This is a genomic window from Flavobacterium sp. AG291 (assembly GCF_003350375.1).
Lineage (GTDB): Bacteria > Bacteroidota > Bacteroidia > Flavobacteriales > Flavobacteriaceae > Flavobacterium > Flavobacterium suzhouense.
This window is the reverse complement of record NZ_QQAR01000007.1, coordinates 158,727-173,504: the sequence shown is the minus strand read 5'-3', so window position 1 is coordinate 173,504 and position 14,778 is coordinate 158,727. Positions and strand designations below refer to the sequence as shown.

The window sequence follows — 14,778 nt, the reverse complement described above, 5'->3', positions numbered from 1 at the left end:
ATTACTTCATATAATTTGCAGTCATTTTTTTAATCCTTTCCGCTAGTGTTTCGCTTGATAAACGTTCCCTGAGTCTGTCAGTTATTATAGGAAAACTGAAAGGAGTAGGTTTTTCACACTGTTTCCATACAACTTCCTGATTTTGTATACGTTCCAGAGCCAGTATCAGACGACCTTCTTCCAACTGATGTTCAAAGGTTTCCCGATAGGCCTGTTGAAATAAAAGGTTGTTAGGCTCATAATCACGAAATACTTCAAAAATAAGCTGGCTACTGCTTTGCAGGTGCTTTGTCTTGACATTTTTTCCGGGATAGCCTGTAAATACCAGTCCTGCGATTACAGCAATATCCCTGAATTTTCGCCTTGCCATTTCGGTTGCATTAAGGCTTTGCTGTAAATCAGTATGCAGATGTAATGGTGTAAATAAGTTGTTGTCAAGAACCTGCTGCATATCAATTTCCTTATCCGAAAGCAATTCAAAACCATAGTCATTATAGGCTAGTGAAAATGTTATAGGACTTAGCAGACTGATGCGGTAGGCCATAACGCTAGCTAATGCTTCATGTACATAACGTCCTTCAAAGGGATAAAATATAGCATGGTAACCCTCACGGGTTTTAAATGTCTCTATAAGGAACTGGTTATCTGTTGGTACAATGCTTTCCTTTCGCTGACGGGTAAACATAGGCTCTAGCGATCTTAGCTCCCTGCTCATCGATTCTGTATTTGCGTCATACAGTTCTTCTCTTATCAGTTCACTCATCTGGCTTGATAATGTAAGTCGTCCGCCCATCCAGCTGGCATGTACGGCTTTTACCCCTGGGTTTGCCATTCGTACTATTACTTCCATGTTGCGTATGCGTATCAGTTCGAGTTTGCGGCCTGCAAAAATAAATATGTCCCCAGGGCTAAGCTTAGAGACAAACCATTCTTCAATACTGCCAATATAGCCACCTCCTAAAAACTTGACATTCATAACTGAGTCGCCTACAATTGTGCCTATCTGCATCCTGTGTCTGAGCGCAGTTGTTTTACTGTTAACTTTAAATTTGCCATCGGCTTCAATTTCCACTTTTTTATATTCATCATACGCCTGCAGGCTTTGACTGCCACGAGTAATAAAGTTGAGGCAAAACTGCCACTCTGCTGCTGTAATACCCTGATAGCAAAAGGTGTCTTGTATTTCTTTAAAAACATCAGTAGGGTAAAAACCATCACTCACTGCAAGAGTAACGAGGTATTGTATTAATACATCCCAGCTATTAAGGTAAGGTACACGATCTTCAACTACCGTTTCTTTTACAGCGCGGCGTAGGGCAGAGGCCTCAACTAATTCTATGGCATGCGTAGCCAGAAAGTAAATGTTACTTTCCTGTCCCGGTTGATGCCCACTACGGCCTGCCCGCTGTAAAAAACGCGCCACACCTTTTGGACCACCTATTTGAACCACTGTTTCTACCGGGGCAAAATCTACACCCAAATCAAGGCTAGAGGTACAAACTACAGCTCTAAGCTGCTCATCACGTATTGCCTGTTCCACCCATTGGCGGGTTTCTCGAGCAATACTGCCATGGTGCATAGCAAGTTCACCTGCAAATTCAGGATATTTGGTAAGCAGCGCCTGAAACCATAATTCGCATTGCGAACGGGTGTTGCAGAAAATCAGTGTTGTTTTACTCTTTCTTATAATATTGGCCACTTCATCAACAAGATGTAACCCCATATGTCCACGCCAGGGATAGGTATCCATTTTTTCAGGAATGACTGATATCACATTTATTTTTTTGTTTATATGTGCACGTATCATTACTGAATTTTGAAGAGCTGGGCTCTTTGTCCCCAGAAGTACTTCTAAAGCCTGTTTTAAATTACCTATTGTTGCAGATATTCCCCAAATCCGTAACTGTGGATTTATATGTTTTAGCCTGCTTAGTGCCAGTTCTACCTGTACACCTCGTTTGGTTCCTAATAGTTCGTGCCACTCATCAATTATAATAGCCCCGCATGTCTTAAAAACTGATTCATACCCCTTGGAAGCTAGCATAAGCTGCATACTTTCGGGAGTGGTTATAAGCAGGTCTGGCATTTTATTTTTTTGTTTTGAACGCTCAGATGCAGAAGTATCACCGGTGCGCACCCCAACTTTTAGTCCGGTTTCAAGATCGTCGGCTACGCGTTCAGCCGCCTGTTTAATTTCGGTAGAAAGTGCCCTTAAAGGTGTTATCCAGATGGCTTTAAGTCCTGGTTTATGTTTGTTTTTATAATTGGGGTTGCTTTTTATGTAATCCAATATAACGGGAATCCAGAGTGCATAGGTTTTTCCGCTACCGGTAGGGGCATTAAGCAGGCCATTCTTACCTTGTAAAAAGGCTGTCCACGTTTGCGTCTGAAACGGAAACGGTTTCCAGCCCCGGCCTGTAAACCAGTTGGTAGCGATATCAAAAAGTTCTTCCCTTTTCATATATTGAAATGTAGTTCTATGTGTGATTTATCCCGGTATCATAGCTTTTAAGTCGTCAATAGTGTTCGCTTCCTCAATTGTTTTATCATGCCGCCATCGTAATATACGCGGAAAACGTGTGGCTACACCACTTTTATGCCTGCCTGAAAAAGCAATTCCCTCAAAGCCTATCTCAAAAACTAGCTTTGGTGTCACACTGCGTACAGGACCAAAACGTTCCAGAGTGTTCTTTTTTATATAATCATCCACCATACGGAATTCAGCATCTGTAAGTCCCGAGTAAGCTTTGGCAAATGTTACCAGTTCTTTATTTCCATCGTCGTTTGTTTGCCATAAGGCGAATGTGTAGTCGGTAAACAGGTTAGCCCGACGGCCACTGCCACGCATGGCATATGTAAGTACTGCATCAATGCTAAAAGGGTCAAGTTTCCATTTCCACCAGTCACCTTTTTTGCGACCAACACCATAGGTAGAATCATTTCGTTTAAACATCAGTCCTTCGCTTCGCAAATCCCTGGCTTTAGCTTTTTCGCGTAATGCTTCTTTCCAGTCCTTCAGCTGAATTCTCTCTGAAATCTGAAGCGGTAGTTGAAAATTTTTTACCTGCTCGTATAAATTTTCAAGAAGATTACGTCTTTCGTTGTAAGGCAGGTTTCTTATGTCGTTGCCGTTCCATTCCAATAGATCATACGCACGGATGATAACAGGTGTTTTTTTCAATAAGGCAGGAGTTACCACTTTACGCCCGATGCGCGTTTGCAGGTCGTTGAATGAACCGATGTTATCCTCTATCCAGGGTAATATTTCCCCATCGATTACAGTACCATTTGGGATAACTCCTAAAAAACTATTGAATTCAGGATATTTATCAGTAACCAATTCTTCACCGCGACTCCATACATATAATTGATCGTTGCGAACTATTGTCTGACTGCGAATACCATCCCATTTATGCTCGGTGCTCCAGTTGCTTACATCTCCTAAATCTTCAATTTCACTCTCAATAGCATAGGCAAGGTAAAAAGGGTAGGGCTTAGAGAGGAAATCCTGAGCTTTTTCCTCCAGTACTAAATCCTGAAAACTAATGTTGGCCGGATCCCAGTCGCCCATTAGTTTGTAAGCTAATATATCCTCATCTACGCCTGTAGCCTTGCTCAGGGCACGGGTCATCAGTTTTTGGCTCACCCCAATTCGGAAGCTTCCGGTTATAAGTTTAGTAAATACAAATCGCTCGTAATAGTTGAGCGATAACCAGTTATTGTGCAGGTACTCTTTTTTCTGAGTATCTGTCTTTTTTTTGAGAAGAATCATTTCCTCTACAAACTCTGTCAGGGTTTTTTCGCTATGATTTTTTGAGGCAGGTATGACTAACGCAATGGTTTCGGCCAAATCACCTACTATGTGATAAGAATCCTCAAAGAGCCATAGTGGAATATTAGCCAATTCGGCAGCCCAAAGTCGTAACAAAGTTGTGTTTACCGGACGAGGCGGCCTTCTGTGTGAGAGTATGGCAATGGTCCATACTTTATCTGTGTCGCTTGCTCTACGGAAATATTGGGTCAGGGCATCTACCTTTATATTGGTTTTATTGCTACTGTCAAGCGTTTTAATGAGTTCGGCAAAATATTTCATAAATCACCTCCTTCCATAGTGACTGTTTCATTGGATTCTTTGGTGTCAGTTTCCCCTTCGTCACCTTCATATTGAGATTGTTCGGTTCGTGCGTCATAACCCAACTCACGCAAGTAGGCGCTAAAAATATCACTGTAACCATGGGTACAGATAATTTTTTCTGCCCCCGTAGCCTGTATACTTTCCAGTAAGCCCGTCCAGTCGCAATGATCGCTAAGAACGAATCCTTTATCAATTGCACGTCTTCTCCTTGCTCCGCGAAATGCCATCCAACCGCTCGCAGTACCGGTTACATAAGGCGTCATACGTTTTATCCATGGGCTTCCGTGTGCACTCGGTGGTGCAAGTACGATACTACCCTGCAAATCTTCTTTTTTGGTTTCAGGAGTTATTAGTACAGTTTCAGGTAGGTCAACCATCGTACGTATTATATTGGTCATGTTTTCAACGGCTCCATGGGTGAAAATTCGCCCGATTGATGGATCAAGATGTTTTAATAAGCGTTGCGCTTTACCTAATGTGTAACCAAATAATACTGATGTTTGTCCTTCAGCTTTGTTTTGTGTCCACCAGGTGTTTATGTCGTTCATAACTTCCTGCTGAGGTGTCCATTTAAAACAGGGGAGGCCAAAGGTGTTTTCGGTGATGAAAGTATGGCATTTTATGACTTCATAAGGTGTAGATAAGCCATCATCTTCGGTTTTATAGTCTCCGGTAAATACCCATATTTCTCCTTTGTATTCGACCCGAACCTGCGAACTTCCTACAATGTGCCCTGCCGGATGAAAGGAAAAGGCAACTCCATTTATGGTAAACGTTTCTCCCCATTCCTTACCGGTAACATTTATGTCACCTAAACGATGTTTGATAATTGGTACATTCATATGATGCGTTATGTAACGGCCATGCCCCCAACGAGCGTGGTCGCTATGCCCATGCGTAATAATTGCTTTAGGCACAGCACGCCATGGATCCAGATACAGGTCGGCCTGTGCACAGTAAATACCTTTATCATTAAATGCGAGCAGAGGCTGTTTCATTTTTACAGTTTTATATAAAGTTACAAACTGTATTTCTTTGATAATATAAGGTTTTGAGAAGTTTAACGGATTTTACATTTTTAAATTAATGGAATATTAAACAGTTATGAATTGCGTTTCTATGTCTTTACTTTCATTAATGAAGTAGCAAACGAATTTTTTTATTCTATTTAAGTTGATATTCGTCCGTGTTTTAGTTGTTTTTTCTATATGTATTGGTTTTATAAAATCAAATATGCTAACTTGGTATATAATACTGAGATATGATAAGTTAAATATATTATGGATCATATACCAAACAACGAACAGCAAAGACTTAGGGCATTACGAGAACATACTGTTTATGATACCGTTTCTGGTGAAGTTTTTGACAACATTACAAAACTTGCAACCGTAGTATGCAATACCCCTATTGCGGTACTGTCTTTTGTAGATGAAGATCAGTTACTATTCAGTGCATCAATAGGACTTAAGGACAATTCAGGGATTAGGAAGGAATCCTTTTGTGAAACGGTTATTGAAAAAAGAGAATTCTATCAAACCAACATTACCATATCTTCTTCAGATTCGGTAAAACATTATCCTGTAAAAGGCAATGCTTCCGTTGCTTTTTATGCAGGGTATCCCCTCGTGGATACTAGTGGATTTGCGATTGGCACAATTTGCGTACTTGACTATGAGACTAAAGAACTTTCACCCGCTCAAATACAAGCCTTAGGACTGTTGGCAAAAGAAGTTATGACACATTTAAAGACCAGATCAGAACGCAAGGCATTGCGCACCTATCTTGATCTGTTTAATCTCTCTGATGAAATGATGTGTATAGCGGGTATCGATGGTTATTTTAAAAGTATTAATCCTGCATTTGAAAAAGTGTTAGGATGGGACGAAAATTATCTTCTCAGCACTTCATTTATTGATCTTGTACATCCAGATGATCGCGAGGTTACCCAAAACGAAATCGAAAGTTTGAAACAGGGAAACAAGACCATCAATTTTGTGCATAGGTTCAGGACTAAATATGGTGAATACAAAACACTTCAGTGGTCGGCCACTCCGGAACCTAAAGAAGGAAAGTTGTATGCAATTGCCAGAGATATTACTCAGGAAAATCAAAAAGACATGGAGTTGTCACTGAGTGAGGAACGTGCCCGAATTTTTTTCGAAAATTCACAGGGTTTTATGTGTACTCATGACCTTAATGGTAAATTTACATCGGTTAACGAGGCAGGTGCAGCGATACTGGGTTATACCAAAGCAGAAATTCTTAGCAAGGATCTTTTTAATATCGTTCCCGAGCGAAGGCATGAACTTGTAGTGGACTATCTGGCGGAAATAAAAAGGGCCGGTAGTGCCAAAGGGCAGATGGTTACCACACACAAAAATGGCGAGTATCATATATGGCAATATAATAATATATTAGAGCGAAATCTTACCGGTGAACCTTATGTAATAGGCAATGCAATAGACGTGACAGAACGTTACAGGCTTGAAGAGGATCTTCGTCGTACAAAAGAAACACTTGAGCAGACCAACCGCGTTGCCCGTGTTGGAGGATGGGAACTGGATTTGCAACGGCAGAAATTGAGCTGGACATCTATAACAAAGGAGATTCACGAAATGCCATCCGATTTTCAACCAACCCTCGATGAGGCAATTAATTTTTATAAAGAAGGATCCAGCCGTGAAACTATAGGTAAAACAGTACAGCAGGCACTGGTAAACGGTGAGGCATGGGATATGGAACTACAGGTTATAACCGGAAAAGGAAGGGAAATATGGGTAAGGGTTATTGGTAATGCCGAAGGAGAACCGGGAAATTACAAACGCCTCTATGGTACCTTTCAGGATATCACATCTATCGTAGAACAGAGGGAAGCACTGGTGTTTGCTATTCAAAAAGCTGAGAATGCTAATAGTGCAAAATCAGAGTTCCTTGCTAATATGAGCCACGAAATACGTACTCCCTTAAATGGTGTTATTGGTTTTACGGATCTTTTGATGAAGACCCATTTGAACGATACACAGCAGCAGTATCTCTCGATAGTGAACCAGTCAGCCAATGCACTCCTCGGCATAATTAATGACATACTCGATTTTTCAAAAATTGAAGCCGGCAAGCTGGAATTAAATATAGAAAAGTGTGATGTTTATGAACTTGCCAGCCAGACGGCTAATATTATCAGTTATCAGGTACAGAAAAATGGTCTGGAAATGCTGTTAGATGTTTCTCCTGAATTGCCACGTTTCATTTACACTGACAGCATCCGGCTGAAACAGGTACTGGTTAATCTTTTGAGTAATGCTGCTAAATTTACCCAAAAGGGAGAAATAGAATTAAAGATTGCCTGCGTGCAATCCGATGAAGACCAAACCCGATTACGCTTTTCGGTACGGGATACAGGCATCGGGATACCTAAGGAAAAGCAGTTTACTATTTTTGAGGCTTTTTCACAGGAAGATACTTCGACCACAAAAAAATATGGTGGCACAGGCCTTGGATTAACCATATCCAATAAGTTGCTGGCTCTCATGGGGAGTAATCTTGAACTGGAAAGCCATCCGGGTTCAGGCAGTACTTTTTATTTTGAAGTTTCCTTCAGATCAGAAAGGGGAGAACCCATCGTGTGGTATGATATTGAGAAGATAAGAGAAGTGTTGATCGTAGATGATAATGAAAATAACAGGACTATACTACAACAAATCCTGGGACTAAAAAATATAAAGGTGACAGAAGCCAGAAACGGACTCGAGGCTCTTCAGTTGTTGGTTGATGGAAACAAGTATGATGTTATTTTGATGGATTATCATATGCCGGTTATGGATGGGCTGGAAACCATAACGAAAATACGCCAAAATATTTACCCCACTACTGCGCAGCAGCCCATAATATTGCTTCACAGTTCGGCAGATGACGAAAAGATCATTGAAGCCTGTAAGGGGTTGAATGTCAGTAGTTACCTTGTGAAACCTTTAAAGATTGATGATATTTACAGCTCGTTGGAAAGACTCTCTCATGAAGAACAGACTGTTTTTACACCCGACCTGGAATCAGAGGAAGCAGTTACTTCAGAAAACCTAACAATATTAATTGCTGAGGATAATCCGGTAAATATGATGCTGGTACGTTCTATTCTCAACCGATTGGTACCTGGAGCTACCCTGATAGAAGTCAGTAATGGCCTGGAAGCTGTGGAATATTGCAGTCAGCATAAACCGGATCTTGTTTTAATGGATATTCAGATGCCGGAAATGAACGGTTGCGAAGCTACCGAAAACATACGAAAACAAGACCAAAGGCAATCCGTTCCTATTGTGGCCTTAACAGCTGGCAATGTTTTGGGCGAAAAAGAAAAATGCCTTAATGCGGGTATGAACGATTATGTAGTAAAGCCTATAAGGGAAGAAAATATTATCGATATACTTTCAAAATGGCTCGGGAATGGCTCAGTATAGAGCTCGTACTGTGCATGACCATATCATCACTCATCATGTCGATGGATGGACATGTTAATAGTCAAGGGTTCTGTTGAGTATACCAATAACTTTTACCTTTATATTTAATAAATACAACCAAAATAAATACCAAAGGTCATTACTACCTAAAACTATTATTCTTCAGGCTGTATATTTTACACTTAGATTTATACAGCCGAGCCAGATGGAGGCTTTATGAAGTTAATAATAGTTAATAGTTGTTAATTTGATGATGCCATTTCTTGCTGAAAGGTAAAAACTATAAACTCGGCCGGCCTTACTACCGCTACCTTTACGCTAACATTCATAAACCCATTAAGGATATCATCAGATGTCATAGTACTGCCAAGCCCGCATTCCACCGAAAAAGCATCTGATGCTGATGCACCCTGAAGGCCGCCTTCTTTCCATACAGAAGTAAGAAAACTGCTGATCATTCCCTTTACCGCTTCCCATGTGTTTTTTACGTTAGGCTGGAAAGTATAAGGTTTTACAGCCAGTTTGCAGGACTGTTCTAAAAATATCATTGTCCTTCGTACCGAAAGGTACTTCCAATCCTGACTATTACCATCGAGAGTACGGGCTCCCCAGACCAAAATGCCTAAGCCGTTAAAGAAACGGATAGCATTTATTGATTTACCGGAATAAGCATCCATGTTAAGATTGGCTTGCTGACTTTCAGATAACCTTATAGGCAACGATGCTGCACCCACTATGGTTGTGTTTGCAGGAGCCTGCCATACACCCTGCTGGTTGTCTATAGTTGTCATTACACCTGCCATACCTCCGCTCGGTGGCAGTAGGTTCACATCGGCTAATATATATTTTATGATTTGGCTATAGATTTCGCTTGCATTAAGCAAAGCACTGTTATATTGTGTAACCGTTAGTGGGTTTGCACCAGGATTTTCAATCATATCCAAAATGGTTGTTACACTCATATTCGGATTGTCTGCAGGACTAAGCAGTGATGATAACTGTTTTACATCGCCGCCGAACAGGTTGGTGTAGTCAATATCCTGATTCTGCATTACAGTTGTACCAATGAAAGGGTAGTAGGCAGTGCCATAATCGAGCCCCTGTGAGCCTGTATTGTTACGGAAACTTGTAATATCATTTGTATACATAATAGGGTCGGGTTTTCTCCCGCCTATTATATCAAATATAGCTATTGAAGTTTGCATTTGAGAGCACTGCAACAGCATTTTCTGCATAAGTGTACCATTATCGGTTATGGAAAGTAATGTCGCCTCGGGGCATATATACATGGTAGGCTCCTGTTCATTTAAAAGCAATGCCAAGCCGTTGATAAGCTCGTTTAGCTGTACATTTGGGTTTATAATTTGTGTACCAGGGGCCATTGCCGTGCCTGACGGGTTTCCATAACCCCCAACGGAAACGATATAAGCATCACCGCCACCATTTTGATAAAACAGCCTGATACTATTATATAGGTAATAAATCGTATTTGGATCAGGCACCAACAAATAGTAATTATTATTAATTATGATAAAATCCCCATTGTCTGGCTTATTTTTTTGCTGAACAAGGTAATATTGTGGTTTATATTGTTTTGAAGGACTAGCAGGCGGTGGTGGGTCTGGCAGGCAATAAATAGCCTGAAATTCTGCAAATGAGGTGATTTTTTGTACTTTGTTGGTATAAGATTTTCCATTACACTGTGCCTGTGGTGTGTAACCGATAAATGCTGGAACAGCGGTAGCTACCGGAATTACCGAATTCTCAAAAGCGTTTATTTCGCTGATATAAACACCGGGTGATTTAATGTTCGATGCGGGCATTAGTATTTTTTTAAATTATAGATATTGTAAATATGTATGAATGATGTAAGTGTACCTGAATTACCTGTTCAGTCCGGTTTGACTGGTAACCGCCTGTAAAATGTTCTATCGTTAGCTCAGTTCACCAGTTTTATCAAATACGACTGTAAATTGTCTTTCAGGTTTTCTAATTATGCTATTGTGCCAAACTTAAAGCCATAGACAGCTCTTAGAAAGAACAATGTATTAAATCCTGGTGCTAAAATTCCACGTAGTTTTACGTGATTTTAATTTCTCATGATAATTTTATTTATTTTGAAAAAAGAGTTATGTCGTATCGAGGGATAACTTTTTCCCTTTAGTTTAATAAATACCTAAAAGATTACTCAGGGGTCATTGTTCTTCCCTGTCACTTTGCTTCTGCGCTGGTCTTTTAAACAAAGCAAATTAGGTCTTTTAAACAAAGTTGTCGGGAAGAAGTGCATCTACCTTTGCATCAATAACATTAAAATTTATTAAGATGTATCGGAATAATTATCGGGGGGCATTACAGCAACCAATAGGCTCAGGATTTAATGCTTCTTCCACAGCAGCAGACGTAATTGAAGGTATTGATCTAACGGGAAAAATTGCAATTGTAACCGGAGGTAACACAGGTATTGGGCTGGAGACTACCATAACCCTTGCAAAGGCAGGGGCCACAGTTATTGTTCCCGCAAGAGATGTAGAAAAAGCTAAACGTAACTTAGAAGGGGTTCCGCATATCGAAATAGAAACAATGGATTTGATGGATCAAAAATCTATTGATTCTTTTGCAGAAAAATTCCTTGCATCGGGCAGGCCACTTCATTTACTTATCAACAATGCGGGTATTATGTGGGTTCCGCTTCGCCGGGACAGTCGCGGTATCGAATCGCAGCTGTCAACCAATTATCTGGCACAGTTTCAACTGACGGCAAGGCTTTGGAATGCTCTTAAAATGGCACAAGGGGCAAGAGTGGTAAATGTATCTTCGGGAGGGCACCAGTTTTCTGATTTTAATTTTGAGGACTTTAATTTTGAAAAAAGGGATTATGACACCTTAGTTGGCTATGGACAATCAAAGACAGCTGTAAACCTATTTTCCCTTGAGTTAGATAACAGGGCACAGTCCTTTGGCATCCGTGCTTATTCATTGTGTCCCGGTGCTGTAGCGGAAACAGAACTGGGTAGGGAAGCACCAATAGACCTGCTACAAAAATTAGGTTACACCGATGCCGAGGGTAATATATTACCCGAAGTAGTGGCATCACTCAAAACAATCCCACAAGGTGCAGCAACAACCGTATGGTGCGCAACGAGCCCCATGCTGAAACATACCGGGGGCGTGTACTGTGAGAATGTTGATGTAGCAGCAATGGTTACAGATGTTGCAATTATTGGAGGTATTAAGCCTTATTCTCTTGATGAAACCAATGCAAAACGTTTGTGGAAGTTAACTGAAGAATTAACAGGAATCGAATTTAAAACGAATTGATATTCGTAATTTTGAAAATTTACAAGTCCAATGGATTACGAGGTAAATTATATCAATTCTGAGATTAAGCTTTCCTGTTATTCAGGAAAGCTGTTTAGGACAGAAGCAGCCTTTAATGACCATCTCCTTGTATGGTTGATTTCAGGAGAAACAAAAATGATTTTAGCCGATAGTACAATGGTTTTCGGGGCAGGATGTGTTTTTCTAATCCCAAGAAATCAAGTAGCCACTATTATAAATACACCAAAAGATGGATTACCACACAAAGCTGTGGCCATGCACCTCTCCACGGCAAGACTCAGGAATTTTTATCTTGATAAAGAGGTGCAGCAAAAGACAGTGCTCGATAAGATCATTAGCTTTGATCAGCACCCTTTTCTGCAAAGTTACCTGGCATCTCTGATTCCATATTTCGATCTGCAGGATCAATTTCCTGAAGATATTGCATGGTTGAAGATTACTGAAGCCATTAGCATACTCAGGAATATTGACAAAAGAACAGACAGTATCCTGGCCAATTTTGAGGAGCCGCATAAGCTCGAACTTGCATCATTCATGGAAAAGAACTTTATGTTTAACCTGCCTTTGGCAAAGTTCAGTTACCTTACCGGTAGAAGCCTCACCACTTTTAAACGTGATTTCAGTAAAGCTTTTAATACAACGCCACAGCGATGGTTGACCAGGAAAAGGCTCGAATTGGCATATTATCAGCTCACGGAAAAGCAAAAGCGCCCAGTTGAGATCTGCTACGAAACTGGTTTTGAGAACCTCTCCCATTTTTCTTATGCTTTCAAAAAGCAATATGGCTGTGCACCCACAGAATTGATTATCCGTAATAATACAACTGGGTAATAAAAAGTCTGGTCATGGCCTTTTTGCCTTGCAGGTCACCAGGCATTTTCATCGGCAGCGGTATTGTCGCCATCCAGCAGGGCCGGCGACACCCTTGCTCGGACTATGGGAATGCATCTGCATCTTCGCCTTTATGTTTTGGATAGGCGTTTTTTTAGTAGTGCTTTTGCAAAGAAGAGAGACAGAGTATAACTAACGTTACTATTCTTTAAACTAAAAGTGTCAAATCTTTCGATTCAACACTTTTTTAGCATTAACCTCAACAAGAAAAATTCCAAACCATTTTATACATGATTTAAACAAATTAATTTGTTATGCCTAGAGACTGTTTTTGAACATCAGCAATTTGTTTGGAGGTTCGCTTGCGGAGGGCGAATACTTAATTATTGATGTGCTATATAGTATATTACGAATTCATTCTGATTTAAATTGCTATTGCCCATCAGTATTTTTGAGTCTTTTGGAAGTTGAATTTTTGTGGGCTTGCCAAAATTTATAATAGTAGTTATGAATTCATTATTTAAAGACCTGACAAAAGTAACAATGTTATTTTCTACAGTTAGATCTTTATAATTACCATATTGAAGAACCTTATATTTATTTTTTAAATTAATAAGCTCTTTGTAAACCTCATAAATAGAATTCTCATCTTTTTTTAAAACCTCCATATTTTGCTGCTTATAATTATCACTAATTTTTATCCACGGTTTTGAAGAAGAAAAGCCTGCAAATTGTGTTGTATCCCATTGCATTGGGCTGCGGGATTTATCCCTGTTACTATTGTTGGCAACTAAAATTGCCTCTTCAGCAGTTTTACCATCTGCGATGGCGAGTTTGTACTGTGTTTTTGCTTGTATGTCAACAATCTCATTATATTGTTCGGCAACAATATTCTGCATTCCTATTTCTTCGCCATAATAAATAAACGGGATTCCTTTTGCAGTAAGAATGACTGCAGCAAGTGCTTCGGCTCTTTTTATATTTCCATTAGCAAGGCGGTCGAGCATGCGCGGCATATCATGACTGCCAAAAAACAGGGTAGGATATCCCTCCATTTCCTGATCCATTTTTTTCAGTTCACTAACAATTTTTTCAACAGAAAATGAAGGTATGCTTCCAAAGTTAAAGTTGAATACTACATCTAACAGTTCTTCAGATTGGTATTGTTTTAAGAATTCTAATTTATCGCTGCCTATTTCGCCAACGATAAAACGGTTTTGATATTCTGCTACAACTTGTTTAATGCCCTGCATAGCGTGTTTTACACCAGCTTGGTCTATATCATAAACATGCTGTTGTTTTTCGTTAACTACTGGATTATCCTGCAAAACCCCGTCAGTTGTGAGAAAGTTTATAACATCAAGTCTAAAGCCATCTACCCCCATTTCAAGCCAAAATCTTAATATATTTTTTACTTCCTCTACAACTTTTGGGTTTTGCCAGTTAAGATCGGCCATTGTGATATCAAACTTGTGATAATAATACTGTTTAGAATTTATATCATATTCCCATGCACTTCCTCCAAAAAAAGATTCCCAGTTATTAGGTTTATCTTTCCAGATATAGTAATCCCGATAGGGATTGTCTTTTGATTTTTTTGCTTCCAGGAACCACTTGCAATCAGTAGAGGTATGGTTTAGTACCATATCCATGATAACTCTTATGTCCCTTTTATGCGCTTCGTTTAAAAATGTTTTAAAATTCAATAGTGTTCCATAAACAGTATCAACGGCATAATAATCAGCTACATCATAACCGTTATCAACCTTAGGAGATTTTAAAAAAGGTGTAAGCCAGATGCCCTTTATGCCTAACGACTTTAAATAGTCAAGTTTATCAGTCATGCCATTAAAATCCCCATATCCATTACCATCACTGTCAGCATAGCTGGGCATGTATATCTGGTAGAATACGGTTTCTTTCCACCAAACCGCTTTTTCGGTATTTTGCGAATTTGCAGTAAAGCAGCAAATTATCAAAAGCAAAGAGATAAACTGTTTTTTAGATGGCGGTTTCATT

Annotated in this window: 8 protein-coding genes; 3 read left to right on the top strand and 5 right to left on the bottom strand. The window is 39.8% G+C overall.

Translation table 11 applies throughout. From position 1 onward, the window contains the following. Position 1 precedes the first annotated feature (1 nt). The 3 genes from DEU42_RS09505 to DEU42_RS09495 are packed head-to-tail and all read right to left on the bottom strand — an operon-like array spanning position 2 to position 5,133. Positions 2-2,461, bottom strand: a complete 2,460-nt coding sequence (locus DEU42_RS09505; RefSeq protein ID WP_114758059.1) for a ligase-associated DNA damage response DEXH box helicase — start codon at positions 2,459-2,461, stop codon at positions 2-4. 27 nt (positions 2,462-2,488) lie between these two features. Next, positions 2,489-4,093 carry an ATP-dependent DNA ligase gene (locus DEU42_RS09500; RefSeq protein ID WP_114758058.1) on the bottom strand — a complete coding sequence of 535 codons (1,605 nt, stop codon included), beginning with the start codon at positions 4,091-4,093 and terminating at the stop codon, positions 2,489-2,491. Further along, positions 4,090-5,133 carry a ligase-associated DNA damage response exonuclease gene (locus tag DEU42_RS09495; protein WP_114758057.1) on the bottom strand — a complete coding sequence of 348 codons (1,044 nt, stop codon included), beginning with the start codon at positions 5,131-5,133 and terminating at the stop codon, positions 4,090-4,092. Before DEU42_RS09495 ends, DEU42_RS09500 begins: the two co-directional genes overlap by 4 nt. A 282-nt stretch (positions 5,134-5,415) precedes the next feature. Here DEU42_RS09495 and DEU42_RS09490 point away from each other — a divergent pair, with 282 nt between their 5' ends. Next, positions 5,416-8,589, top strand: coding sequence for a PAS domain-containing hybrid sensor histidine kinase/response regulator (locus DEU42_RS09490; protein WP_114758056.1), 3,174 nt, complete (start codon positions 5,416-5,418; stop codon positions 8,587-8,589). 242 nt (positions 8,590-8,831) lie between these two features. Here DEU42_RS09490 and DEU42_RS09485 read toward each other — a convergent pair whose 3' ends face one another. After that, complete coding sequence (locus tag DEU42_RS09485; RefSeq protein WP_114758055.1) at positions 8,832-10,412, bottom strand: phage tail sheath family protein; 1,581 nt, start codon at positions 10,410-10,412, stop codon at positions 8,832-8,834. A 499-nt stretch (positions 10,413-10,911) separates the two neighbouring features. On the opposite strand from DEU42_RS09485, the gene DEU42_RS09480 reads away from it, so the two are divergent. Continuing rightward, positions 10,912-11,907 (top strand): SDR family NAD(P)-dependent oxidoreductase, encoded by a 996-nt coding sequence (locus DEU42_RS09480; protein WP_114758054.1) that lies wholly within the window; start codon positions 10,912-10,914, stop codon positions 11,905-11,907. Between the two features lie 30 nt (positions 11,908-11,937). Then, on the top strand, positions 11,938-12,759 hold the full coding sequence (locus DEU42_RS09475; protein WP_114758053.1) for a helix-turn-helix domain-containing protein: 822 nt from the start codon (positions 11,938-11,940) through the stop codon (positions 12,757-12,759). 383 nt (positions 12,760-13,142) lie between these two features. Here DEU42_RS09475 and DEU42_RS09470 read toward each other — a convergent pair whose 3' ends face one another. Next, a complete protein-coding gene (locus DEU42_RS09470; protein ID WP_114758052.1) occupies positions 13,143-14,777 on the bottom strand; it encodes an alpha-glucosidase in 1,635 nt (544 codons plus the stop codon). Position 14,778: the final 1 nt, after the last annotated feature.